Genomic DNA, 24,121 nt, shown 5'->3' with positions numbered 1-24,121 from the left:
GTATTTGTGACAAAAAAGCAAAAGTAATTAGAAGATTTACATATCCAGAAACGCCCAAAAAAGAGTATTATTTATTTAGGCATTCTTTCTTTTCTACAAATTAAAAGTTTTATGTTACAGTCTCGGAGAGCAAGAAAGTCCGAGTGGAATCAAACCAAGCACCAATAAGAAAATGGATACACCTTTCCCAAATAATCGATATTTACATTCATCCTGCACCTAAAAGGAATAAAAGGGTATAAGCACGATATGAGCTACGATAGCCCACTTTGGCAATTGATTAGTAAACCACAATTTCCCTCTGCTTGCATTCTATTTACAATTTCCTCCTTTTGAACATTTTTTACCAGAAAAGAAGGTAGGTAGCTGTTAAAAGTAAGTTTCTATCTTAAATAGAAAAACCAGACAACATAATTGAATGTTGTCTGGTTGATATGTTTAAATATCAACTAATCGTGCCGCCAACCTCGCGGATATCTTCTTTTTCATTAGCCGCTACCACCGCTGCCACTTCAAGCCCTTTTACGATGGTATCAAGCCCCAAACTTGGCGCATTGTTATCGACGGTTTGCTCAGGAATGAAGGGAATATGGATAAAGCCTCCGCGTATATGAGGAGCGTTTTTTTCCAAGTAGTTCATTAGCCCATAAAATAAATGGTTACAAACAAATGTCCCTGCACTATTAGAGACTGCCGCTGGAATTCCAGCTTCTTTCAAATGATGTACCATACTTTTTACCGGCAATGTAGACCAATAGGCAACAGGACCATCTTCCACAATTGCTTCATCAATAGGTTGATTTTGTTGATTGTCCGGAATGCGGGCATCATCGACGTTAATCGCAACTCTTTCAGGAGTGATTTGTGTACGGCCGCCAGCTTGACCTACACAAATAACAACATCAGGCTGGTGTTTCTCAATAGCTTCCGTGACGACTTTAATCGATGTATGAAAGACGGTGGGTACCTCTTGTGTTACGATTTCCACATCATCAAATTTTTTGCCTTCTAATTTCTTCACTGCTTCCAAAGCTGGATTGACTATATCTTTTCCAAATGGATCGAAACCGGTAATGAGAACTTTTTTTGCCATTTGAACATTCCTCCTATTTTATTAGAAAATACATAAGAATAATATTGAAAGCTAACACAAATAATGCAGTAGGAACTTGGACGCGAATAACATGATTTTTATCCTTTAAGTCCAGTAGTGCTGCAGGCACGATATTGAAATTCGCTGCCATTGGGGTCATTAATGTCCCGCAATAGCCGGCAAACATAGAAATCGCTGCAATTTGATTTGGATTGGCACCAAATTGTTTAATTAATAGCGGAATCGCAATGCCGGCAGCCATCACAGGAAACGCGGCAAATGCATTCCCCATAATCATGGTGAAAATCGCCATCCCCAGGCAGAATACAACAACTACCCAGAATAAGGAGGTTTCAGGAATTACTTTCGCCACTACGTCTGAAACAACCTTACCAACCCCTGCAGATGTAAAAATAGTACCTAAAGTTGCTAATAATTGCGGGAGTACGACAGCCCAGCCAATAGCTTCTAATAATCTTCTAGACTCTTTAACTGCTGTTTTAGGAGTGCTTTTGGTTAATCCCATTGCTGTGATAATGGCAATAATACAAGCAATTCCTAATGCTACCAACGTTGGGTTGGCAGGGTCTAATAATTGCAAAGAACCTAATTTTACATTCACCAAAAGTTTTGAACCAACTACTGTTAATATCGGAATTAATAATGCAGGTATAAATAATAAATTTCCAAGGCGTTTACGACGTTCTTCACGGTGTTCAGCAGATGCCTCCCCATATTGACCTTTCTTTAGACCTCCTAAACCAACGATTAATACCATGATAATAACCATTATACCGATGTAAAAAGGCGGTATGACTTTCCCTAATAATAAAGTAAGAGAATATAAGAAATAGAATAGTCCTGATAAAAGTCTGCGTGGATTTGCTTTATCTAAGAAGGTATAGATAGAACAGCATAATCCGATTATTCCCATAATTATATAAACGAGTTCAACAGAAAAAATCATTTGCTCACATCCTTTTTGCTGAATGATGGATCGTTCTTCGCACGCTTGCCTAATTTACGATCTAGCTTTTTATCAAATAAGTAAAGTCTGATGGAATGGACAATGAATACGAAGATAGCAGTTGGTATTCCCCATAATGCCATCGAAATTGGATCGGCATCAATTCCATTTTGATCAAAAAATCCTTTCATAAGTAGAATGGCACCGACTGCTACGAATATATCCTCACCAAAAAAGAGTCCAATATTATCGGCTGCCGCCGCGTGTGCACGAATTTCCTCTTTTTCTTCTTCCGGAACTTCCCCGTATTTTGTTTCTGCAGCCCCTTCAGCCATAGGAGCAATAAGTGGGCGAACGGTTTGAGGGTGGCCTCCAATACTATTCAAGCCAAGGGCAGCGCCAATTTCTCGAATCAATAAATAGATGGTAAGTATGCGGCCAGCTGTTGCTGCTTTAATTTTCGAAACAAGATGACCTGCTTGATTTTGCAATCCGCTTCTTTCTAATAGTCCGATAACTGGAAGTGTAACAATTAAAATAGACATATAACGATTGGTAGTAAATGCTTCCCCAAATTGAGTGATTATCTCCTTTAAAGGCATTCCAGCAATTAAGCCAGTTGCCAAACCCGCGACAGTAACGACGACAAGTGAATTAAGTCTAAGGGCAAACCCAATAATGATTAACGCAACTCCTATTAAAACCATATGAAACCTTCTTTCTTGTGATTTATTAGAAAATACTATATTAAAATATTATTTAGATAATAGTAGAATTTTATCATATTAAAAATAATCTGAAAAGCTTTTTATAAGATGTTTCATTATCATCGTCATAAGGAAATGGGACCTTATGCCTTTAAGAGATAGGATTAATGTTGCTTTTAAAGGTAATAGATAAATTAAATTGTTAAAATCTTTTAAATAAAATATAATAGTATAATAATCTATTAATTTAGGTACATTATATAAAATCGTGAGTCAGGAGGGAGAGGCGATGAAATACAGCTTGCATCCGTTGGGGGAAATGGCAGTGATGATTGAACTTGGGAATGAATTGAATCTCGAAATACAACAAAAAGTTCTAGCTATTTCTTCCTATTTAGAAGATAATCCTCTTGAATGGATGGTTGAATATATCCCTGCGTTTTCTACTGTGACTATTTTCTATAATCCTATGATAATAATCAATCATTTAAATATAGATACACCCATACAATATGTATGTCAGCAATTGCACCAAATTTTATCCCACATAACTATAAACCAACATACGGAACCGCGAGTAGTCGAAATACCAGTATGCTATGGAGAAGAATTCGGTCCTGATTTAGAAACGGTTGCCAGTATGAATGGATTAACAACGGAGGACGTGATTAGTATCCATTCCTCGGCTGAATACACCGTCTACATGATTGGGTTTGCACCTGGATTTCCTTATCTTGGAGGCATGTCTGAGAAAATTGCCGCACCTAGATTACCATCTCCGCGTTTGAAGATTCCGGAAAGAACGGTTGGAATTGCGGGCAAACAAACAGGAGTATATCCGATTGCAACGCCTGGAGGGTGGCAACTAATTGGCAGGACTCCTATCAAGCTCTTCCGTCCGAATGACAAGGTACCAAGCTTGTTAAATGCAGGAGACAAAGTCCGATTTAAACCTATTAGCTATGAAGAATACGTGGAATGGGAGGGCAAAGAAGGATGATTACGATTAAAAAGCCTGGACTCCTCACAAGTATTCAAGATTTGGGACGTTATGGATATCAGAAATACGGGATTATTGTCAGTGGTGCAATGGATTCGTTTTCCCATCGGATTGCAAATTTATTGGTTGGGAATGAGGAGAATGCACCTACACTAGAAATCACTCTTCTTGGTCCTGTTCTGGAATTTCATGAGGATACATTAATATCCCTTTGTGGAGGGGATCTTACTCCCTTAATAAATGGAAAACCTATATCTATGTGGAGAACCATTTATGTGAAAAAAGGCAGTGAACTTCGATTTGGCAAGCCAAAGGAAGGCTGTCGCGTTTATCTTGCAGTTGCGGGTGGATTTTCTGTACCTACCGTCATGGGTAGTAAATCAACATATATTAGTGCAGGAATTGGCGGCTTTAAAGGACGAGCTTTAGTGGCGGGAGATCAAGTATCCGTTTGCAATCAAAGTCTGCTTTCTTCTAAAATTATGCTACAAATGAAAAAACAAGCGGAAGATGAATCATTCGCAGAAATGGAATGGTCGGTAGCATCGAACTTTATTCCAATGTTTAAGAAAGAGCAAACTATTCGAGTGATGCGCGGACGGCAATTTTCATTATTTACCTATAAAAGTCAAAAGGATATCTTTTCAAAGACATTTGAAGTAACGACTCATTCTGATCGGATGGGTTATCGTTTAAAAGGAGAAACATTATCATTAGAACATCCTACAGAAATGTTATCCGAAGCTGTCAGTTTTGGGACGATCCAAGTCCCGTCCGATGGAAATCCTATTATCTTACTCGCAGACCGTCAAACAACTGGGGGCTACCCAAAAATAGGACAAGTTGCCGCTGTCGATTTATCATTATTAGCACAAGCAAAACCTGGGGACATGATCCGCTTTTCAGAAATTACGGATGAAGAGGCCCAGCTTTTACTTATCCATAGAGAAAGAAAACTGCAAGAGCTTAAAAAAGGTATATTACTAAAACTTGTTCGGGAGGAATGAAAATGCATAAGGTTGACTTAAATTGTGATATGGGAGAAAGCTTTGGTGCCTATAAGCTTGGACGAGACGAAGAAATTCTAGATTATGTTACGTCTGCAAATATTGCTTGTGGATTCCATGCAGGGGATCCTGCGACAATTCGAAAGACAGTGCAAATGGCAATGGAAAAAAACGTCGGCATTGGTGTTCATCCTGGGTTACAGGACTTGGTGGGGTTTGGAAGAAGAAATATGCAAATTTCACCACAGGAGTCATATGATCTTGTAGTGTATCAGATTGGTGCTATCTACGCCTTCGCTAAATCGGAAGGCGGAAAAATCCAACATGTCAAACCGCACGGTGCTCTCTATAATATGGCTGCAAAAAGTCCTTCTTTATCGGAAGCTATTGCTGAAGCTGTATACAAAGTCGATCCAGAATTGATTTTATTTGGTCTAGCAGGAGGAGAACTAGTCAAAGCAGGACAAAAAATTGGTCTGCACACCGCAAATGAGGTTTTTGCCGACCGCACCTATCAACAAGATGGTTCGTTAACTCCCAGAACACAACCACATGCATTAATCACCAATAAAGAAACATCTATCCAGCAAGTAATTCGAATGGTAAAAGAAGGAAAGGTAGAATCCCTCCAAGGTATCGATGTTCCAATCCAAGCAGACACCATCTGCATCCATGGCGACGGCGAAAATGCACTCGAATTTGCCAAATACATCACAACCAGCCTAAAACAAGCCGGAATTCAAATAACAAAAATAAATGAAATGTTGAAATAAAAGATCTCACTGGGATGAGGGCACAAGTGCCTCATCCCATTTTTTTTCATTAGTTTTGAGGTGAAAAGGAAAATACAATTCAGATAGTTTGAAAGAGCATGCTCGGACATGGGTGGACAGTAGGAACTTGTCTTTTAAAAAGGGTTTAAAGGACAAGAGGGAGGTAAAAGGGTAGGCAATTGTCTTTTAGAAGAGTTTTAAAGGACAAGAGGGAGGTAAAAGGGTAGGCAATTGTCTTTTAGAAGAGTTTTAAAGGACAAGAGGGAGCAAAAAGAGAAGGTACTTGTCTTTTAGAAAGGGTTTAAAGGACAAGAGGGAGTAAAAGGTGAAGGTGTTTGTCTTTTAGAAAGGTTTTAAAGGACAAGAGAGAGCAAAAAGTGAAGGCAATTGTCCTTTAGAAGGATTCTAAAGGACAAGATGGAGCCAAAAGGGTAGGCAATTGTCTTTTAGAAGAGTTTTAAAGGACAAGAGGGTGCAAAAAGAGAAGGTGATTGTCCTTTAGAAGGGGTTTAAAGGACAAGAGGGAGCAAAAAGTGAAGGCAATTGTCCTTTAGAAGGGTTCTAAAGGACAAAAGGGAGCAAAAAGTATAGGAGATTGTCTTTTAAAAAGGTTTTAAAGGACAAGAGAAGGTAGGCTACCATTAGAAAGCTTCTAATGGACAAAAGAGAAGAAGAAATGGGAGGAACATGCCTTTTGGTGGGAAAAGGGGTCTGACCCCGCGACCCCTCAACCCCACGATTCAGCAACCCACGCTTTTTCCCCCACGCCCCTCCCATGAAAATGGTCAAGCCCCTATACGTTCAATATCCTAAGCCGTGACCTATATTGTATAAAATACTGCCATCTTGGTTGTAGATGGTTACTGGGAGTTTGCCAGTTGGCTTATTTTGACCGAAGATAGTATTGACTGATGCTTCAAAGCTTGCCTTGTTATAGGAATACTGGACTAAGTAGGCTCCGACATTTGGATAGGACATGATGTCATAAGGGTTTCTGATTCCAACTGCCACTACCGGTTTGCCTGTGGCAATCAGTTGCTTTGTCATCAACATTTGGCTAGCATTCGGTGCTCTTCCTGCTACAGAAGATGTATAGGTGCCAACAATAATATATTTTGCATCTTTGATTTGATTTAACTGATTTGCTGTTAGCTCTGTGGAAGTATTGATATAAATCACATTATCATGATGTTTCTTTACTTCATTGAATAGTGAATCTACGTAGTAATTGGAAGAACCAACAACAGCTATTTTATCCTCTTTTGCCACTTGTAAAGGCAGTAGTTGATCATTTTTTACAAGGGTTATAGATTTCGCTGCAACTTCTTTTTCGATTTGTTTATGTTCTGGTGATCCAACCACTTTTAAAGCGTTGGCAACCTGATCCTCGATATTTGGTTCCACCTCAGACTTAACAATGCTTCTATTTAATTTTAAGGTAAGGATGCGTTTAACGGATTGCTCGATTCTGCTCTCTGGAATGGCCCCCGAGCTTACCGCGTCATATAAACCATTTGCAACTTGTTCAACCCCAACTGGCATTAATAAAATATCAGCGCCAGCGTTCACAGCACGAATGGCGGCGTCAACTGGTCCGAAGTTCTCCACGATAGCTCCCATGTTCATTGCATCTGTAACAATCACACCCTTGAAACCCATTTGTTCGCGCATAAGTCCTGTCAACACTTTATAAGAAAGAGTTGCAGGGAGGGAAATTTCTGTTCCGTCCTTTTTTGAAATTACTTTTGTATCATCAATTTTAGGGAAAGTTACATGTGCTGTCATAATGGCATCGATTCCCGCGTTCATTGCCTGTTGAAATGGATAAAGCTCTACTTTCTGTAAACGATCCATATCATAAGGTACTTCCGGCAAGCCGATGTGGGAATCAACTGCTGTATCTCCGTGACCAGGAAAATGTTTGGCAGTGGAGGTTGTATTCGTTTGATGTAATCCATTGATATAAGCCTTTCCCAAATCCGTTACTAATTGCGGATCTGCACCAAAGGAACGAACGCCAATCACGGGATTATCTGGATTCACGTTTACATCCATCACAGGTCCAAAGTCCATGTTAATTCCATCTGCTTGCAATTCTTCGCCAATGACTTTTCCAACTTTCCCTGCGAGCTCTTCGGAACGAGTTGCACCAAGTGCCATATTACCAGGAAAATCGGTGCCTGTTTGCAATCTGGTTACAATTCCGCCTTCCTGATCTACGGAAACAAGCATTCCATATTTTTCTGCTGCATCTTGATAAGCCCTTGTAAGTCTAATGGTTTGGTCCGCAGAAACAGTATTTTCTCGGAATAAAATCACTCCGCCAATATGATAATCCTTAATAAGTTGAGCAATTTCTGGCTGCATTTGGGTTACATTTTTTCCCTTCCACGTGCGAAAATCAGGCATCAGCATCTGTCCAACTTTTTCTTCTAAGGTCATATGATTGATCGCTTTATTAATCAAGTCATAACGAGAGCCATGCTGTTTTTCTACAACAATCTTATCTTGATTGCCTTTATATTGAATGGAAATTCGATCTTGCCTATATCCATCACTTGCATAAATAAACGTTTTTCCATTATGTCCTTTTAGCGTTACTTTACCGTTTTGGTCAACAGAAGCTACATTTTTATTGGAAGATCTCCACTTTATGTTTTTGGATGCCAGGAGAAAATGAACATCACTATACACATGGAGGGCATTTAACTTCAATGTATCATTTGCTACATCTCGGCTAACCTCCGGGACATTTAAATCAATGACTAAATCATTTGCTTTTGGAGAAGCACCTCCATCTGCTTTTGCTTTATTGGCACCCCGCTCTGATATACCCGTGAAAATGAAAGTACAAATAATGATTGAAAGGCTAAAAATCTTGAGCAGCTTTTTCATCTTTTCCCCTCCGATTTTGTGGAAAATAGGCCATACAGTATTACTTTGGATTCAGATTATAGTTCCCTCCTTAATCATTATTCAAAAGCTTGCTTACCCAATTACTACAACTGTATGCATAGGTAAAAAAGTTATGTAGGATGAAAGAAAATAAGGAAGAAAGTAGGATGGTTTTTCCATCTATAATCAAGGAATGAAGGTGGGTATCACTGGAGGATGCAATGATGAAGAAAAGCTCTGTAAAAATGTAGACAAAAATGATAGTATTATCACTCACTATTTCCGTTACAATCAATATAGATGCTATTTTTCAACTATATCGGAAGAAGGAAAGATAAATGGATTGGAAGCCGGATAGAAACATGAAGAAACCAATATACAAGCAAATTGCTGAGTATATTGAAAATGGTATAACAGATGGTACGTTTCCAGTGGACAAGCCGCTGCCTTCTGAAAGAAACTTAGCTAAAAGGTATGGTGTAAATCGCAGTACTATTGTTTCAGCTTATGCAGAACTAGAAGCGAATGGACTAGTCGAGCGTAAGAAGGGCAGTGGAACCATCATTAGCAGGGATATTTGGGGGGCTAACGAAAAAGCGGATTCCAAGCTGGAATCGATACATTGAGGCTGGGACGTTCTTGCCGAATATTCCTGTCATGCAAAGGATTAGAAAAGAAACGGAGGAAAGTCATCTTATTAATCTCGCGAGCGGGGAGTTATCTGCCGATCTATTTCCTAATGACTTCATAAAGAAGACGTTATCCAATGTGGAGTTTACAGGGAACTTAGGATATGACCATCCCCAAGGAAGTATGGAATTGCGACAGACCATAGCCAATCATGTACGGGAGTATCGAACTATCCAAACGAAGCCTGAATCAATTCTCATCACGTTAGGTGCACAACAGGCGATTCATCTTATTATACAGTGTTTATTAAAACCCGGAGATGCTGTTGTAATTGAAAATCCCTCCTATAGTTTTAGTCTACCTATCTTTAAAACAGCGGGCCTAAAAGTTTTTTATCTGTCTGTTGGGAAAAATGGAATCGATCCGTCAGAACTTATAGATCTTCATAAAAAACATCGAATCAAAATGATATTTACTAATCCTATTTATCAAAATCCTACTGGGACTTTGTTGCCTTATCATAAAAGAAAAGAACTACTGGATATCTCATCTGAATTTGGAATTCCAATCATAGAAGATGATCCATACAGCTTGATTTCCTTTACAGAGGAAAAACCATCCACTTTGAAATCAATGGATACGAATGGCAGTGTTTTATATATTAGTTCGTTATCGAAAATTGCTGCACCGGGTTTAAGAATCGGTTGGATTATCGGACCTAATCCCGTAATAGAACGACTAGCAGACGCGAAGCAGCAATTTGATTTTGGGCATTCTTCTATTTCACAATGGATTGGAAATCAATTCTTAAGTTCCACATTCTTAGACGAACAACTTTTACTAGTACGAAGCTATTTAAAACGAAGAAGGGATGTCATTGCCAAGGAACTAACTCATTATTTCCATGATCAGGTAGAATTTCATCTTCCAATGGGCGGCATTCATTTGTGGTGTCAGTTTAAAGAAGATATAAATGAGAATCGTCTGCTGGAAAACTCGATAAAAGAAGGAGTAATTTTTGCACCGGGCAGTACTCTCGGTACAAAAAAAGGTTGTATCCGTCTTACTTATTCAAAAAGGGATGAAGCCATGATACAACAAGGAATTCAACGTTTATATCGTGCTTTCGAACATGCAAAATAGAAAAAGTGGATGGTTAGATTCCTTATGAATTGGATGGTTTCAATGATTAATTACAACCTTATGATTATATTAAAAGAATTTCAAGATGAAATTTCGGCCTGGTCATATTGGGTGGAGGTGTTTCTAAATGATGATGGTTGCCTATATTTTAGTGGCTTTCGTAGGGATTGCAGCATTAGTAGGAACGTTAATGGTTGCAGGAAAAGCAGATGCAAACTATAGTACTGCCACAAAAGGGAACTTAACGCGCATTCTTTTCATGTATATTATTCTTGGTATTATTGTGATAATAGGCGCAATAGTAGTCGGAATTTATTTAATCTAAAAAATCGAACTAGGTTAGGGTGGGAAAGCTTTGCAAGTATGAAAGATATTTGCAAAGCTTTTGCAGTCCTAAATAGCAAAATGTTGTATGCTTATTTTAAATTATTTGATAACTATTGTACATTTGGTTAAAAAAGAGTTGAGGTTAGAGAAGCGTGGGCAGGTGAAGAGAATGTTGTATAACAAACAAGAAAAAACGATAGAAACGGATCGATTACTTCTACGTCTGTTCCATGAATCAGATGCAAAAAATGTCGCAAGAATGTGCAATAAATTATAATATCTATAAAAGCACATTGAATTTGCCATATCCCTACACGTTAGATTGTGCCCTGTCATGGATTTTGCCCATCATGAGCAAAACTTTGAATTAGACAAAATGTATGAATTTGCTATAACGGACAAGCATACGGGACAATTATTTGGTGCTATAGCTATATCCAATCATCCTTCCTTTCGAAATGGCGAAATGGCTTACTGGATTGGGGAAGAATATTGGGGAAATGGTTATGGGACAGAAGCAGCCAAGACAGTGATTGATTTCGTTTTTCAAGAGAAGAATTATCATCGTGTCTATGCACGCCATTTTAAATCAAATCCCGCATCTGGAAAGATAATGAAAAAGTGTGGAATGAAATACGAAGGAACGCTAAAAGACCATGTTTGTAAAAACGGTGCTTTTGAAGATATTGTATATTACGGAATTATAAATCCCATGAATTAATTATAAATATGTTTAAGAACGGACAGAGAAAGGCTAATGCAAAAATGGAGTAGCCTTTCTCTATTTTTACGGTGGTCTTTTTAAACTCATGAAATCAATGCCCGAATTGGGACAGGGAAGAGCAATATAAAAATACTACTTAGCTTATTTTTGTATTTACTGAATATACTTCTAAACCATTATCCAAACGAATAGAACGAGTAGAAGAATTCGTTTCATTGGATTTAAAAATGAAACTGGTTGATTACGTTCGAGAGAAATATTTAAGTGTTACAGACTATATGTATGTCAGAAAAATATTTTTTAAGATGGTCAATCATATGAGATATCATGGGTGGAAAATCATCATTCAAGTATTAATGGGAACAAAATAAAGGGCAAGGGTACTTATGATTTATAAGAGGAAGTATATATTCATATTTATTGGTTTTATTATTGTCATAATTACTCTTTTAGCAAAAGAAATGGGGCATAAACAAAATTAGGAAATCATTGCATTACGAAAGGAGATAAAAGATAAATGAGCTTTGTTAAATATCATTACCTAGTACATTTATCCTGAGGTATTCTTCGGTTATTTATTTGTATTCTATGTGAAATGAAGGTCCAGCTAGTTATAACGATCGAGAATTTATGTTATATTCTAATAGAAATGCGTTGTTGAGAGCTATTGATTAATCTCTAAGTTTATAAAATAGATAGAAAGTCATGGGGTAAATTAATAGTAATGAGGGGACCGACATGAATAGATTTAATAATGATATCTTGGAATCTTTTTCAGAAGTGAACAAAGCAATTTATAAGCTTGAAAAACTAGAAGCAGATAAACATGGCATCACCGTTGTCCAATTAAAAACGATTTTTCATCTTCATCTTCATCCTAATATTAGTTTAAGTGAATTGGCAGAAAAATTAAGGCTTACGAATAGTACTGTAAGCGGTGTAGTGGAACGATTGGTTCAACATAATTTTGTTGAAAGAGTGGTTCCGCCGTCAGATAGAAGATCCATTTCCCTTCTTCTCTCCAAAAAAGGGGAAGAGTTGTTAGAAACGATTTTTTCATCTGATAATACGACTATGACTAGGCTTAATGGGTTATTAGAAATACCGGAAGAAGATATTCAGCATTTATTTAGATTGCATAAACTAGTATTATCCAAACTGCAATGTCCAGAAGAATAACTCAAATCTAACAGGGGAGATTTCATAGAGAATTAATAAGGAAGCGCTTCAACGCATGGGGAAATTACTTGTAATCTATTAATGGTTTTATGTATTGCATGAGGGGATTGTTCTATTTAAGTTTGAATCTATACGGCGAGTGGTATATAGTTACCAGTCGCCTTTTTCTTTGCAAAGCATTTTATGTAAAAAATTTTAAAACGGGAGGAAAGTATAACTTTTACCAAGAATATATAAATATTAGGTCAGGTTATCATTTGAAAGGAGGATTTTTTCGATGACAAAAAAGGTATTGCTATTAGCTGGAGATGCGGTAGAGGCATTAGAAATCTATTATCCTTATTTTCGCTGTTTGGAAGAAGGGTATGATGTTCAAATTGCAGCTCCATCGAAAAAGCAACTTCAAACCGTTATTCATGATTTTATTGGCTGGGATACTTATACAGAGAGCAAAGGGTATTTAATTGAGTCTACGATTGCTTTTGAAGATGTAAATCCGGAAGAATATGACGGACTAATTATTCCAGGGGGAAGGGCACCAGAGTATATTCGTTTAAATGAGAATGTTCCTAGAATTGTCGCACATTTTTTTGAGGCGAATAAACCGGTTGGGGCCATTTGCCACGCAAGTCTCATCTTAACAACGGTTAAGCAATATATGGAAGGCCGAGAATTAACCGCTTATATCGCTTGCAAGCCTGATGTTGAAGCAGTTGGGGCTACTTACATTGAAAATCATCTTCATGTGGAAGGAAATCTTGTCTCCGGTCATGCATGGCCAGATTTACCAGGTTTCATGAGAGAGTTTATTAAACAAGTAAATCAGTGAGTAAACTTAAAAAAATCCCCTAGGAATACATCAATTCTTAGGGGACCTTGTTTACTTGGCTGGAAGATTGTTGATATATTCTTGAAAGTCTGCAATACTTGGGTTTGCTATATAATGGCCGCCTTCGACTTGACTGGTTTGACCAGTGATAAATTTTGATTCATCAGAAGCAAGGAATACCACGGTATAACCAATATCATCTGCTTCACCGTGGTAAGGAAGGGCATAATATTTTTCAAAAATATTTAAGACAGCAGGCGGCAGATTATTTTTCGCAGCTGGTGTTAAAATCAGTCCCGGTGCGACACCATTACAGCGGATATTGTCCTTTCCATATTGTGCAGCAATATAACGCGTAAGATTTACAACAGCGGCCTTGGAAGCTCCATAAGCAAATCTTGTTGCATCACCTGCAAAAGCAGCCATTGATGCAGTATTGATGATAGATCCTTCTCCAGCTTTTATCATGTGTGGAATAGCATAGCGGCTTCCAAGAAGTACGCTTTTTAAATTCACATTCATGAGGCGATCCCACTCATCTAAATCCATATGTACAACATCTATATCTTTTTGAAGATTAGTTAATCCCACATTATTGTAAAGTACATTTAGTGCACCATATGTTTTAACAGTGAATTCTATTGCTTCTTGGATAGATTTCCCTTTGTAAGCAAGCGTCTAGGAAAATACCGACTGCTTCTCCGCCTTGTCTCTTAATTGCTGCGGCAGCCTCTTTAGCACCGACTACATTAAAGTCGCCAATAACTACTTTTGCCATTATGGTTGCTGCAGACAAGCCGATTCCAGATGCTCCACCAGTAATTAATGCAACCTTTCCTTGAACACGTCCCATTTTTATTTCTCCTTTATTATTAAAATATGATTCTATCGAATATTTTAACGTGATTATTTAGATGTCAAATAGTTTAATCATAAACTATTTTATCATTTAAAAATCTATTATTACGTTTTAATGGAAAAGAGGTGTTGTTGACGGCTGTGGTACAAAGGAGGAAGACAGAGGTTTCTAATGATGTTGATTTTGGAAAAAGTGACTGAAAAAATCATGATTAGCTGGTCAGCATGTAGAAAAAAGTATAAAACGGTGGGAGCTGGTTCCGTTAAATCGCTATGTTGTCATTTTGGGGTGTTGGGTTTTTTATGGAAATAACAAACCGTGCGTCCGCGAAAAGCGTAAGTGAATATTTAATTTACAATAAAATTATTATGTAAACTTCTTAAACGACTAAAAAAATAGTGGAAAATAGCTTTCCACTAATTCTACTATCGCTTTGAATGCCGATATCCTGCAGCCTGAGCTTGGGATTCCGTACAGAACCAGACGATATTGTCTTTTGTCCGGTCATAATAGGCATCACCAGGCATGTGATAAATTTTGCTATTGGCGTTTCCTTTAATTTTTCCTTTACAGCTAAGGTTGCTTTCTTTGTCGTCTGCTGGATTATTTACAAAAGCGTTTGCATTGCCGCCAGAACTTGTTGGATGTTTCGAAGATGCTGAGCGATGAGATGGAGCAGATTGGCGGGTTGTGCTGCTTGTTTGCTTGGAAGCACATCCATTGAACCCTTTATCGGTTACAAAACCGTTTAGAGACCAAATATTAAGATGTTTATTTTCTGCCATTTTTTCATCGCTTTGATATTTGGACAAATATTTGTATGGCGGATTGTAAATATATGCTACTCGCGCATACCCATCTTTTATTAATTCCTCTTGCACTGATTTTCCATCTACAAAAACGTATGCAAGGAGGCGGCCATACTTATCTCGTTTATCCCCATTTGTCTCAAATTCCAGACTAAGCTTTCCGCTGTTGACAAGCTGTTTGTTTTTATTATAGGCACTTACTGCATAATTTTGAACACAAGTACCAGGCTTCTTTTCCTCTGGAGTATCTACCAGCAAGTAACGGACGGTTTCTTCCTTTCCGTTATACATTACTTTAATAGTATCTCCATCTACCGTTCTAGTCAGTGTCACAGGAACCGTATTTGCAGTTGAAACGGTTTTTTGAGATTTTGCCGCCTCCGTCTGCTTTTTGGTACCATTCACATTAGATTTCGGTGCTTCTGTTTTTTTATTGTTCTCTTCTTTGTCAACAACAGTAGTTTGCTTTTCGGGATTTTTTACTGTGTGAGTGTCGGATGAGGCAACTTTCGTGTTTGCTGTCTCGCTGTTTGGATTACTATGATATACGAAAAAGATCAACACAATCACGGCAATAATCCCAAAACATCCTAATTTTCCTTTTTTCATACCTATTTCCCCTCTACCAATATGAAACATTTTACTTTTATCCCAATCATTTATTTTAGAGGATAAAAATTACTATTTCAATAGATTTCGGTATTTACTAATAATTAGATAAAATTACATTTTTGGTTTGCTATTAACAGTATGGCTGGAATTGATGAATATTTTTTGATTTGGTTCTATTTATATGCAACCCAACGTAAAAATGGGTACAAAAGACCATAAGGCAGTAGTTCATACTTCATCTATCATGTATAGAAAAAAAGGGGGAACGACTATTGGGGTTAAAAGTTGGGATTATTGGCTGCGGCTCGATTGCTAGATTTCGCCATGGGCCGGAATATAAAGCAAATCCACATGTCGAAGAAATTGTATTTTATGACCGTCATCTAGAAAGAGCGAAAACATTAGCTAGTTTATTTGGCGGTCGTGCAGTAGAAACAGTGGAAGAACTGTACCATGATCCAAAAATTATAGCAATAAGTGATTGTTCCTCCAATGATGCCCATCATATCTATTCCACTAATGCCTTGTTGAATGGTAAGCATGTCCTTTGTGAAAAACCGCTTGCCATAAATGTAGAGTGTGCAGAAAAAATCCTAGCAGCACAAAAAAGGTCAGGTAAGAAATTAATGGTAGACCATAATCAACGATTGACTAAGGTGCACCAAAAAGCTAAACAAATCATTGAGAAGAAAGAACTAGGGGACGTATTAACTTTTACCACAACGTTTGGCCATAAAGGACCGGAAAGCTGGGGAGTGGAAAAGTCGAACGCTACCTGGTTTTTTAAAAAAGAACGTTCTTCCTTAGGAGTTGCAGGAGATTTAGGTATCCATAAAATCGACCTTATTCACTACTTACTAGACGATGTGATCGAAGAAGTGAAAGCGTTTCACGCTACCTTGGATAAAACCGATGAAAACGGAAAGCGAATAGAAGTATGTGATAACGTCGTTTGTGCTTTAAAAACGAGAAAAGGACGAATCGGAAATGCTTCCTTCTCATGGACTTATTACGGTTTCGAAGATAATTCCACCATTATCTACTGTCAAAACGGGATTATGAAAATGTATGATCATCCTCACTTTCCGCTTTTGATTGAAACAAAGGATGGAGAAGTAATTAAATACGAATTGGAATCCATTCAAACAAATGAGAACCAAACGAGCACTGGTGTAATCGAGGCTTTTATAGATTCTATTATGAATGATAAAGAACCTCCTATTACAGGCGAACAAGCTTTAACCACGTTAAAAGTGGTGGAATCGATACTGGACGGAAAACATGTCTAGATGTTTCGGTATAAGAAATAAAGCTACTTCATAAAATGAAGTAATCTTTTTAGTATATATAATAGAATAATGCTGTTTGGGAGTAAATTATGGAGGGGGAATGGGGAGTGAAGAAGACTTTATGGATGCTTGTTGCAGTCGTACTAATAATGGTGCCGCTTCTCACTGCATGTGGCGGTGAAAAGTCATCCGGAAACAATGGTAATGGCGGAAGTTCAGGTGGCAAAAAGCACAAAATCGGAATACTGGCACCGGCAGTTACACATGGCTGGGTCGCTGCGGTTGCGTACAATGCAGAGCTCCGGGCAAAAGAGCTAGGAGATAAGATTGAGTACAAAATACAGACGAGTAACAATGCGGAAGAAATGACTTCCCAACTAGATGACTTAAAAACATGGGGAGCCGAAGCCATTGTGGCATTTCCACAGTGGGAAGGCATGGAGGTGCCGATTAAGCAAGCATTGGATGCCGGAATAAAGATTGTCAACTTTGACATCAAAATCGATGTAGATGGTGTCTACCGGGTAGCGGGAGATAATAAAGATATGGGGATTCAAGGAGCTAAGTATGTGGTAGACAAGATCGGGAAAACAGGAACGGTAGTCATGCTGGAAGTTCCTTCTTCAGGATCCGTTTCAGAACTAAGAAAACAGGGATTTGTTGATACAATGAAGGAGATCGCACCAGATATGAAAATCCTCACCTATGCAACAAAGTTTACTCGTGAAGATGGGCTAAAGGACTTCTCAGATATCTTGACTAAAAATAAAAAGATTGATGCTGTTTATTCTATGGATGATGAAACGTCTATTGGTGTTTTGCAGGCAATCAAGGAAGCTGGCAGGACTGATATTAAAGTGGTCACTGGCGGTGGCGGCATGCAGGAATACTTTAAAATGATGCCGGAAAACAATGACATCTGGATTGAATCCGCACTATATAGCCCAGCAATGGTCAAAGACGCAGTAGATATTGCGTTAAAGCTTTTAAATGGAGAAGATGTCCCAAAAGAGACGATTATTCCTACTACTATTGTAGATAAATCCAATTACCAAAAATATTTAGATGATCAATCACCATATTAATCTATGTTTCTATCGAACGAAAACACATGAGGGGTTATGGCATTGCTATAGCCTCTTTTTATAAAGGTTGGTTGCGAAATGATAATCGAGATGAAAAATATTAGGAAGTCATTTGGAAGTAACGAGGTCTTGAAAAATGTATCGATTACCTTAAAGGGGGGAGAAATATGTGCTCTGCTTGGTGAAAATGGAGCGGGAAAATCGACCTTGATGAATATACTTGGCGGCGTCCATCAAACGGACTCAGGCACGATAAGCATTGATGGCAATTCAGTAAAGTTCGCTAATCCTGCACAATCTCAAGAGGCAGGTATTGCCTTTATTCACCAGGAACTAAATCTCATTAATGATTTGCCGATTTTTGAAAATATGTTTCTTGGAAGAGAAGTAAGAACGAAAAGAGGAAGACTGGACTTAGAAAGAATGTTGCACGAAACGAAGGAAGTTTTTAAAAAAATGAACGTTCTTCTAGATCCGAAAACGTATGTATCTGATTTGGATGCTTCCTATAAACAAATAGTAGAAATCTGCAGGGCAATGATGATGAATGCTTCCTACATCATTATGGATGAACCTACCACCTCCTTAACCAATCATGAAATAAATAGAGTTTTTTCCATGATGAGAGCTTTAAAAAGTAAAGGGGTAGGGATTATCTTTATTTCTCATAAACTACATGAGGTGATGACCGTCTGTGATAGATTCACAGTATTGCGGGATGGAAATCTTGTTGCGGAAGGAAACATCCGCGAAGTGACTACCAATGATTTGGCAAGATATATGGTGGGATATGAGGTAAGAACAGGGTCCCTGTTAAAAGAGAAAAAGCTTGGGACAGAAGTTTTGCGAGTAGAGGGACTTTCGAATTATAAAGACTACCGAGATATTAACTTTTCTGTTAGAGCCGGTGAAGTTCTAGGGGTGACTGGGCTTTTGGGGGATGGTCGAAGTGAACTATTTCAAGCCATTTTTGGAGTAGACAAACCTGCATCCGGAAAAATGTACTTAAATGGCAAGGAAATAACCATAAAAAGTACCACTCATGCAATCAAGGAAGGCATTGCATATGTACCGCGCAACAGGAAAGAGAATGGGATTATCAAGGATATGGATATATTAGAAAACGCATCCATCGTGACGTGGCCGACCTATTCCAAGCATGGAATTCTTCGCATTCAAAAACATAGGGAAGAATTTGCTCAGCAACGAAAAGCATTACGAATCAAGATGGGACAAGAAACAGACAGCATTCATAGTCTTTCAGGCGGGAATCAGCAAAAGGTTATTTTATCCAAGTGGTTAATGGCAAAACCGAAACTGCTAATCTTAGACAACCCTACACAAGGTGTGGATGTTGGGGCAAAAGAAGACATCTACAATATTATCCTGCAACTTGCCGAGGAAAACATTGCCATCATTGTGCTCTCGAGTGAAGGACAGGAAATAACCCGCGTATGTGACCGGGCGCTTGTCATGTACCATGGAGCTATTCAAGGGGAAGTAACGGGTGAAACGATGACAGAGCACGATATTATGCGTCTCGCAACAGGCGGTTCATTAGCCCAATAAGGGAGGGGAAGGGAAACGATGAATAATTGGAAAAGCTTCTTACAGTGGTTCCGTCATAAATGGAAGGAGGCTCCGCTATTTAGTACGGCCATTGCGCTCATCATAATGGTGATTCTGCAGACATTGGTATTAGGATTTAATTATGATTCCTTCGGCAGCTGGTTCCAGTCATGGCTCAACAACTGGATTAATATTCTAAGAAACAACGCCGGAATTGGAATTATTGCATTAGGAATGACATTTGTCATTATGACGGCGGGGATTGATCTATCCGTAGGCTCTACTTTAGTTGCAACCGGTGCTTTTGCGATGATTCTATTGGATACAGGCTCTAAAGGAATATTGGCGCAAATAGGGATAACAGGAATCCCTGCCTTTATTATCGCAGTCGTTATCGTAATAGGTTTTGGCTATTTATTAGGGGCACTAATTGGTATTACGATCACAAAAGGAAAGACTCCACCATTTATTATTACATTAGGCGCAATGATGATCTTCCGAAGTGTAACTCAACAGTTCATGCAAGGGTATAATCCTACTCTACCAATGGATTTCTTGCAAATTTCCAATTTCAGCATTGGGGGATATTTGCTTATGCCGATTCTCTATTGGGCAGTCATAGCGTATATCCTCCATTATGTATCCAAGCGCACCGTCTTCGGCAGACAAGTTATAGCGGTTGGTTCCAATGAAAAATCCGCAAAGCTATCAGGTGTCAATGTGGATAAAATTAAGGTAAGAGTATATGCTCTTATGGGAATTCTTGTTGCCATCGCAGCGATTCTTCAAGTAACGCGCATAGGTTCTATGGACTTTGCAAATGCCGGAAGAGGGGCTGAAATGGACGCTATCGCTGCAGCTGTAGTGGGGGGAACAAGTTTGATGGGCGGAAGAGGATTTATCATTGGAACGATTTATGGGATGTTGATTATTGCAGTAATGAATAATTTATTGAACTTATTTGGAGTTCCTCCATTTCTAAGAGAGGCGTTTAAAGGGCTCATTGTGATTGGGGCAGTGCTTTTACAGCGAAAAGAGAGGACAGCTTAGTAGATTAGAAGGCCATCACGAGAGGTCTTTTATGAAAAATGATAAGAATGTATTTGCAGCTCATTCACCGTCTTTTTTCTTGGAAAAGTCAACATCAGGTGAAAATGGAAGAGCTATTTCCCTTTATAAAATTTTCCTTCCATTTTCACTCATCCGTACTCTGATGCACAAGATTTACGGTTTTTTTATAAAAACCCCTGTATATGCATATGATATTTTAATAAAAGAAAGGCACTCTACCTCTTAATAATCGTAAACTGTTCAAACCATATGCAGCACCGACCAACCCGGCAACTGCACCTAATCCCCCGAAAGCTAAGCCTAATCCGCCGCCGACTCCGCCAAAACTACCAGGACCAAAATATCCACCTGGTCCCATACGAGCACCATAACCATCCTTTCTTTTTCCTATCTCAAAACCTTGATATGGGTAAGCACCGAATGGCATTCTTTTTCCTCCTCTTATACAACTGTCTATCACTTCATTTATAGCTTATGAAAAATAGACCAGTTCTGAGTTTGTCCTTATGAAGGGTGAAATAAAAGGGTGGAATATTGGAGTGAATTATAAGTAATGGGGGAATATGACGTAAATCACGTTTTTAAAAGCAGCAAGCACTGTTTTTCGAAAAATGTCCTTGGAGATTGTATGTTGGTGCCAGCCTTAGAAGGTGAATTTGCTATATTTTTATCGATGAACAGCGTTTAAGAGATTAGCAATTTACAGGAAAAGGCTTGCGTTATATTCCCGAGCGCAGCGGCAACACTCTTTTTGCAAGAACTGCTGGCAGCTCTGAATCGTAATAATATAGATACGCAAATACTTACCATCGTGGCAGCCATGACAGGCAAGCAGGAGCATATTTTATCAAGCTGCATTGCTGGATCTTTATACAGATGCTGAATTATCCATGGATGTAAGTGTATCCAATAAGAGGACTGAATAGAAGCACATGGGGAGCGGCAACCGAAATTTTATAGCTCACCAGTATTAGCTTAAAACTTTTCCAGAATGCAGAAATGGAAAAAAATATCTATATTGGACTTTTATAGTATAATAGATGAATCAGTGGAAGACTAGGAGGAATAAAAGTTGAAAGTATTTAGTAAATATTTCATGCTTGTCATTGCGGTGTTTATGTTAGCGGCGTGTTCAACGTCAAAACAAAATGTTGCTGTAAAAACAACAGATTTGACCATTGAACCATTAAAATTATCGAGTAAAGAGAAAACACTAATCAGTAAAACCGGATTACAATTTATTCAATACTATAAGTTAAATGGTCGCTTGCAAAAGAATGAAGATTTAAAATTGGAACTCGTAAAATATGAAAATGGTAAAAATACAGGTGAACTAATGAGTACTTCTGATGAACCGAAAAATACTTTTCACAACGAAATTTTATCATTCGGAACTCAGTTGTTACAGGAAGAAAAAGAATTGAATGTATTAATGGGAATACCGAGTGGAATATCCAGTACGACACAGCCTGTAAAAAATATTTCCGTGAGTTCGTATGGAAGTGTATTAAATAAAAAAATCAAATTAATCAAGGGTAAGCCCGTTTATTTAGCCGCTTGGATGGGAACGTCGAAAAACGCAATAAGCGGCAATTTGGAGTATGCAGAGGGGAAATTTCCGAATGTAATGAAGCAATCTGAATTAGCAGTTGTGTATAAAATCACACTCGTTGATCGGAAAAAGTAATACGTGGTGCTCTCCAGAAGGCGGACACAGGTTCCGTGAAAATACAGGGGATTTTGCCTTTAGCGTACACACAAGTTATTTTTGTGTGTTTTTTGCTGAATCGCGGAACTTCTGTAGACTAAATTGCCCGTTTCTTTAGTGGCTGCTTTTTGTATACATAGCAATTTTTCCTCCTGCATATGTTTCCAAAAAAGGAGGAGAAATTAGATGAGTAAAGGACATATGAATTCGATTTGTGATCAATTTGCGCACATCTTAAGTGGAAAAAGTACATTAGAACATGGGGGTTGCTCTGTTCGTTTTAAACGACCATTTGAAATAACTATTCAGGGGAAGAAAAGCACGGCTGTTCTTGGAGTCGATGCGACCTTCGAATCGCTGGATCCATATGGTAATGCACTAAACATTGCTGAGATTGCAATTTTGGAGGAGGAAATCCCAGCATTTACTCAGGCGGCAGCTCAACAGGGACTGATTATCAGTGCCCTTCATAATCACTGGCTTTTTACCCATCCAGTTATCATGTATATCCATCTGCAATCTGTGGAATCTCCAATTCAGTTTGCTCATAAATTAGCTTTTTGCTTCTCTATGCTAAAGCAATATCCAGTTTCTAGTTAGTATAAATGATTTACAGCTGCTATATTCTTTGTTGGTATATCTTATATTTATAGTCAAATGAAAAACCACGCCTTAAAGAGTGGTTCCATTTCAAAATAAGAAGCTTTTTTTAGAATGATATCTTACCATTTTGCATTGATAATAAAAGTAAGAAACGATAACATGTCAACTTTGTCTATTTAGGTAAAGGGGGTCGTCAATAAAAGTAGCGTTTGTGTATTCAACCTAGTACAAGATGATCAACATGAAATTTTCCCATCATGGTGTTTTTATGTTTTGATTTGAAGAAGGTAACATGCTCCATCATCTTCAAAATATAGATATTTTCCATGATGCACGTTAAAAGATACATTTTCTTTGTCATATACTAGCTGTTGTAGTTTATCAAAGGATTCCATGAATGGGTCAGGTGGATTTATAATGATATTTTCACCTCTATCCGTTACAACAAATCCTTTAGGATTGGATTTCCTTTCAGGCTTCAATTCAACATACCATTTTCCATTTAGGAACATTGTGTATGCAGTAATAGACCGCTTTCTGCTTTGTACTCTCCACATGTTACGGCAATTACAGCGGTGAATCTTACTTTTCATAGCCTAACCTTCTTTCAATCGTTGATCCTTTATAGGCGAACGTTAAATAGTTATAACTTCAGTTTATCTTTGCTCTAACGAGGAAAGACTCGTTCCCTATGCCTATAATATTTCTGTTATTAAAACGTTTCTTAATGTAAGACCAACTTAAATAATAAGTGACTTCAAGCTTGGTAATATAAATACGTTCAATTATTGGAAATTATATCTGAACCCTAACTGTAAGGAGTACAATATTTTATTTTGGAGGAAAATGACATGTTGTGCTTATCCTAGATAAAAAGGTAAAGGCATGAACAAAAAAATCTGACAGTATAATTAGCGGTGTGGTTGAAAAAGCTAATGTAAAAAGGAAGTACCTTTTCGATGATTGGATTTATTGCTGCGATTATTCTATTTAACTTGTTAGCTTTTACAACCAATAAACGACTAAACAAAAATCAATTGCTGCATATATCGATGTTTACAATCGCTTTCCAGGCAGTTACTGAAACCTTTATAGACTTTAAATACCACGGTTATTGGTACTTTACAAAAGAAATAAATTGGTGGGTGCTTCCTGCTTTCACTGTATTAATTCCTCCTGTTAATATCCTATTTTTAAATTGGTATCCCTTTAAGAGGCTGGGACATAACTAGCTTCAAATAG

The 24,121-nt window shown here is 38.0% G+C and carries 21 protein-coding genes and 3 pseudogenes; 16 read left to right on the top strand and 8 right to left on the bottom strand.

What is annotated here, in order from left to right; translation table 11 throughout:
* Nucleotides 1-445: 445 nt before the first annotated feature.
* From pcp to CWO92_RS19365, 3 genes are read right to left on the bottom strand one after another with little or no spacing between them, the layout of a single operon-like run.
* Nucleotides 446-1,093 (bottom strand): pyroglutamyl-peptidase I, encoded by a 648-nt coding sequence (gene pcp, locus CWO92_RS19375; RefSeq protein WP_101355858.1) that lies wholly within the window; start codon nucleotides 1,091-1,093, stop codon nucleotides 446-448.
* 13 nt (nucleotides 1,094-1,106) lie between these two features.
* Nucleotides 1,107-2,060 (bottom strand): DUF979 domain-containing protein, encoded by a 954-nt coding sequence (locus CWO92_RS19370; RefSeq protein WP_101355857.1) that lies wholly within the window; start codon nucleotides 2,058-2,060, stop codon nucleotides 1,107-1,109.
* Nucleotides 2,057-2,767 carry a DUF969 domain-containing protein gene (locus CWO92_RS19365; RefSeq protein ID WP_101355856.1) on the bottom strand — a complete coding sequence of 237 codons (711 nt, stop codon included), beginning with the start codon at nucleotides 2,765-2,767 and terminating at the stop codon, nucleotides 2,057-2,059. Before CWO92_RS19365 ends, CWO92_RS19370 begins: the two co-directional genes overlap by 4 nt.
* 289 nt (nucleotides 2,768-3,056) lie before the next feature.
* Between CWO92_RS19365 and pxpB the strand changes: the two genes are divergently transcribed.
* From pxpB to CWO92_RS19350, 3 genes are read left to right on the top strand one after another with little or no spacing between them, the layout of a single operon-like run.
* Nucleotides 3,057-3,767, top strand: a complete 711-nt coding sequence (gene pxpB / locus CWO92_RS19360) for a 5-oxoprolinase subunit PxpB (RefSeq protein WP_101355855.1) — start codon at nucleotides 3,057-3,059, stop codon at nucleotides 3,765-3,767.
* Nucleotides 3,764-4,774 (top strand): 5-oxoprolinase subunit C family protein, encoded by a 1,011-nt coding sequence (locus tag CWO92_RS19355; RefSeq protein ID WP_101355854.1) that lies wholly within the window; start codon nucleotides 3,764-3,766, stop codon nucleotides 4,772-4,774. Before pxpB ends, CWO92_RS19355 begins: the two co-directional genes overlap by 4 nt.
* A 2-nt stretch (nucleotides 4,775-4,776) precedes the next feature.
* Entirely contained in the window at nucleotides 4,777-5,547 is a 771-nt protein-coding gene (locus CWO92_RS19350; protein WP_101355853.1) for a LamB/YcsF family protein, read from the top strand.
* An 801-nt stretch (nucleotides 5,548-6,348) separates the two neighbouring features.
* Here CWO92_RS19350 and CWO92_RS19345 read toward each other — a convergent pair.
* Entirely contained in the window at nucleotides 6,349-8,442 is a 2,094-nt protein-coding gene (locus CWO92_RS19345) for a glycoside hydrolase family 3 protein (protein WP_101355852.1), read from the bottom strand.
* A 338-nt stretch (nucleotides 8,443-8,780) separates the two neighbouring features.
* Here CWO92_RS19345 and pdxR point away from each other — a divergent pair.
* From pdxR to CWO92_RS19320, 5 genes and pseudogenes are all read left to right on the top strand, one after another.
* Nucleotides 8,781-10,215, top strand: a pseudogene (pdxR, locus tag CWO92_RS19340) (MocR-like pyridoxine biosynthesis transcription factor PdxR).
* A 127-nt stretch (nucleotides 10,216-10,342) separates the two neighbouring features.
* A complete protein-coding gene (locus CWO92_RS19335; protein ID WP_101355851.1) occupies nucleotides 10,343-10,540 on the top strand; it encodes a hypothetical protein in 198 nt (65 codons plus the stop codon).
* Between the two features lie 171 nt (nucleotides 10,541-10,711).
* Nucleotides 10,712-11,263, top strand: a pseudogene (locus CWO92_RS19330) (GNAT family N-acetyltransferase).
* Nucleotides 11,264-12,004: 741 nt separating this feature from the next.
* On the top strand, nucleotides 12,005-12,445 hold the full coding sequence (locus CWO92_RS19325) for a MarR family winged helix-turn-helix transcriptional regulator (RefSeq protein ID WP_101355850.1): 441 nt from the start codon (nucleotides 12,005-12,007) through the stop codon (nucleotides 12,443-12,445).
* Between the two features lie 277 nt (nucleotides 12,446-12,722).
* Entirely contained in the window at nucleotides 12,723-13,274 is a 552-nt protein-coding gene (locus tag CWO92_RS19320; protein WP_101355849.1) for a DJ-1/PfpI family protein, read from the top strand.
* A 51-nt stretch (nucleotides 13,275-13,325) separates the two neighbouring features.
* Here the strand turns inward: CWO92_RS19320 and CWO92_RS19315 are convergent.
* Nucleotides 13,326-14,127, bottom strand: a pseudogene (locus CWO92_RS19315) (SDR family NAD(P)-dependent oxidoreductase).
* 431 nt (nucleotides 14,128-14,558) lie between these two features.
* Nucleotides 14,559-15,551, bottom strand: coding sequence for a thermonuclease family protein (locus CWO92_RS26460; protein WP_101355848.1), 993 nt, complete (start codon nucleotides 15,549-15,551; stop codon nucleotides 14,559-14,561).
* 275 nt (nucleotides 15,552-15,826) lie between these two features.
* Between CWO92_RS26460 and CWO92_RS19305 the strand changes: the two genes are divergently transcribed.
* From CWO92_RS19305 to CWO92_RS25860, 5 genes are all read left to right on the top strand, one after another.
* Nucleotides 15,827-16,843 (top strand): Gfo/Idh/MocA family protein, encoded by a 1,017-nt coding sequence (locus CWO92_RS19305; protein WP_101355847.1) that lies wholly within the window; start codon nucleotides 15,827-15,829, stop codon nucleotides 16,841-16,843.
* A 107-nt stretch (nucleotides 16,844-16,950) separates the two neighbouring features.
* Nucleotides 16,951-17,928, top strand: a complete 978-nt coding sequence (locus CWO92_RS19300) for an ABC transporter substrate-binding protein (RefSeq protein WP_101355931.1) — start codon at nucleotides 16,951-16,953, stop codon at nucleotides 17,926-17,928.
* Nucleotides 17,929-18,006: 78 nt separating this feature from the next.
* On the top strand, nucleotides 18,007-19,497 hold the full coding sequence (locus CWO92_RS19295; protein ID WP_101355846.1) for a sugar ABC transporter ATP-binding protein: 1,491 nt from the start codon (nucleotides 18,007-18,009) through the stop codon (nucleotides 19,495-19,497).
* An 18-nt stretch (nucleotides 19,498-19,515) separates the two neighbouring features.
* Nucleotides 19,516-20,547, top strand: coding sequence for an ABC transporter permease (locus CWO92_RS19290; RefSeq protein WP_101355845.1), 1,032 nt, complete (start codon nucleotides 19,516-19,518; stop codon nucleotides 20,545-20,547).
* Between the two features lie 31 nt (nucleotides 20,548-20,578).
* Nucleotides 20,579-20,794, top strand: a complete 216-nt coding sequence (locus tag CWO92_RS25860; protein WP_158176833.1) for a hypothetical protein — start codon at nucleotides 20,579-20,581, stop codon at nucleotides 20,792-20,794.
* Here CWO92_RS25860 and CWO92_RS19285 read toward each other — a convergent pair.
* Nucleotides 20,765-20,995: a hypothetical protein gene (locus tag CWO92_RS19285; protein WP_101355844.1), complete on the bottom strand. Its 231-nt coding sequence runs from the start codon at nucleotides 20,993-20,995 to the stop codon at nucleotides 20,765-20,767. The genes CWO92_RS25860 and CWO92_RS19285 overlap by 30 nt on opposite strands.
* A 645-nt stretch (nucleotides 20,996-21,640) precedes the next feature.
* On the opposite strand from CWO92_RS19285, the gene CWO92_RS19280 reads away from it, so the two are divergent.
* Nucleotides 21,641-22,255 (top strand): YgaN family protein, encoded by a 615-nt coding sequence (locus CWO92_RS19280; protein WP_101355843.1) that lies wholly within the window; start codon nucleotides 21,641-21,643, stop codon nucleotides 22,253-22,255.
* A gap of 207 nt (nucleotides 22,256-22,462) precedes the next feature.
* Nucleotides 22,463-22,876, top strand: a complete 414-nt coding sequence (locus tag CWO92_RS19275) for a DUF1259 domain-containing protein (RefSeq protein ID WP_101355842.1) — start codon at nucleotides 22,463-22,465, stop codon at nucleotides 22,874-22,876.
* Between the two features lie 269 nt (nucleotides 22,877-23,145).
* On the opposite strand, the gene CWO92_RS19270 is transcribed toward CWO92_RS19275, so the two are convergent.
* Nucleotides 23,146-23,472 (bottom strand): hypothetical protein, encoded by a 327-nt coding sequence (locus tag CWO92_RS19270; RefSeq protein WP_101355841.1) that lies wholly within the window; start codon nucleotides 23,470-23,472, stop codon nucleotides 23,146-23,148.
* A gap of 366 nt (nucleotides 23,473-23,838) precedes the next feature.
* On the opposite strand from CWO92_RS19270, the gene CWO92_RS19265 reads away from it, so the two are divergent.
* Nucleotides 23,839-24,111 carry a hypothetical protein gene (locus CWO92_RS19265; RefSeq protein ID WP_101355840.1) on the top strand — a complete coding sequence of 91 codons (273 nt, stop codon included), beginning with the start codon at nucleotides 23,839-23,841 and terminating at the stop codon, nucleotides 24,109-24,111.
* Nucleotides 24,112-24,121 lie beyond the last annotated feature (10 nt).

The organism is Heyndrickxia camelliae (genome assembly GCF_002844575.1).
In the GTDB taxonomy this organism is placed as follows: Bacteria; Bacillota; Bacilli; order Bacillales; family Bacillaceae_C; genus Margalitia; species Margalitia camelliae.
This window is presented reverse-complemented; position numbering and strand designations above follow the sequence as displayed.

Coding starts and splice junctions, on each gene's coding strand:
- CWO92_RS19345 (WP_101355852.1), bottom strand. CDS start 8,442: ATGAAAAAGCTGCTCAAGATTTTTAGCCTTTCAATCATTATTTGTACT.
- CWO92_RS19370 (WP_101355857.1), bottom strand. CDS start 2,060: ATGATTTTTTCTGTTGAACTCGTTTATATAATTATGGGAATAATCGGA.
- pcp (WP_101355858.1), bottom strand. CDS start 1,093: ATGGCAAAAAAAGTTCTCATTACCGGTTTCGATCCATTTGGAAAAGAT.
- CWO92_RS26460 (WP_101355848.1), bottom strand. CDS start 15,551: ATGAAAAAAGGAAAATTAGGATGTTTTGGGATTATTGCCGTGATTGTG.
- CWO92_RS19270 (WP_101355841.1), bottom strand. CDS start 23,472: ATGAAAAGTAAGATTCACCGCTGTAATTGCCGTAACATGTGGAGAGTA.
- CWO92_RS19295 (WP_101355846.1), top strand. CDS start 18,007: ATGATAATCGAGATGAAAAATATTAGGAAGTCATTTGGAAGTAACGAG.
- CWO92_RS19350 (WP_101355853.1), top strand. CDS start 4,777: ATGCATAAGGTTGACTTAAATTGTGATATGGGAGAAAGCTTTGGTGCC.
- pxpB (WP_101355855.1), top strand. CDS start 3,057: ATGAAATACAGCTTGCATCCGTTGGGGGAAATGGCAGTGATGATTGAA.
- CWO92_RS19365 (WP_101355856.1), bottom strand. CDS start 2,767: ATGGTTTTAATAGGAGTTGCGTTAATCATTATTGGGTTTGCCCTTAGA.
- CWO92_RS19355 (WP_101355854.1), top strand. CDS start 3,764: ATGATTACGATTAAAAAGCCTGGACTCCTCACAAGTATTCAAGATTTG.
- CWO92_RS19320 (WP_101355849.1), top strand. CDS start 12,723: ATGACAAAAAAGGTATTGCTATTAGCTGGAGATGCGGTAGAGGCATTA.
- CWO92_RS19290 (WP_101355845.1), top strand. CDS start 19,516: ATGAATAATTGGAAAAGCTTCTTACAGTGGTTCCGTCATAAATGGAAG.
- CWO92_RS25860 (WP_158176833.1), top strand. CDS start 20,579: ATGAAAAATGATAAGAATGTATTTGCAGCTCATTCACCGTCTTTTTTC.
- CWO92_RS19325 (WP_101355850.1), top strand. CDS start 12,005: ATGAATAGATTTAATAATGATATCTTGGAATCTTTTTCAGAAGTGAAC.
- CWO92_RS19285 (WP_101355844.1), bottom strand. CDS start 20,995: ATGCCATTCGGTGCTTACCCATATCAAGGTTTTGAGATAGGAAAAAGA.
- CWO92_RS19275 (WP_101355842.1), top strand. CDS start 22,463: ATGAGTAAAGGACATATGAATTCGATTTGTGATCAATTTGCGCACATC.
- CWO92_RS19265 (WP_101355840.1), top strand. CDS start 23,839: ATGATTGGATTTATTGCTGCGATTATTCTATTTAACTTGTTAGCTTTT.
- CWO92_RS19335 (WP_101355851.1), top strand. CDS start 10,343: ATGATGATGGTTGCCTATATTTTAGTGGCTTTCGTAGGGATTGCAGCA.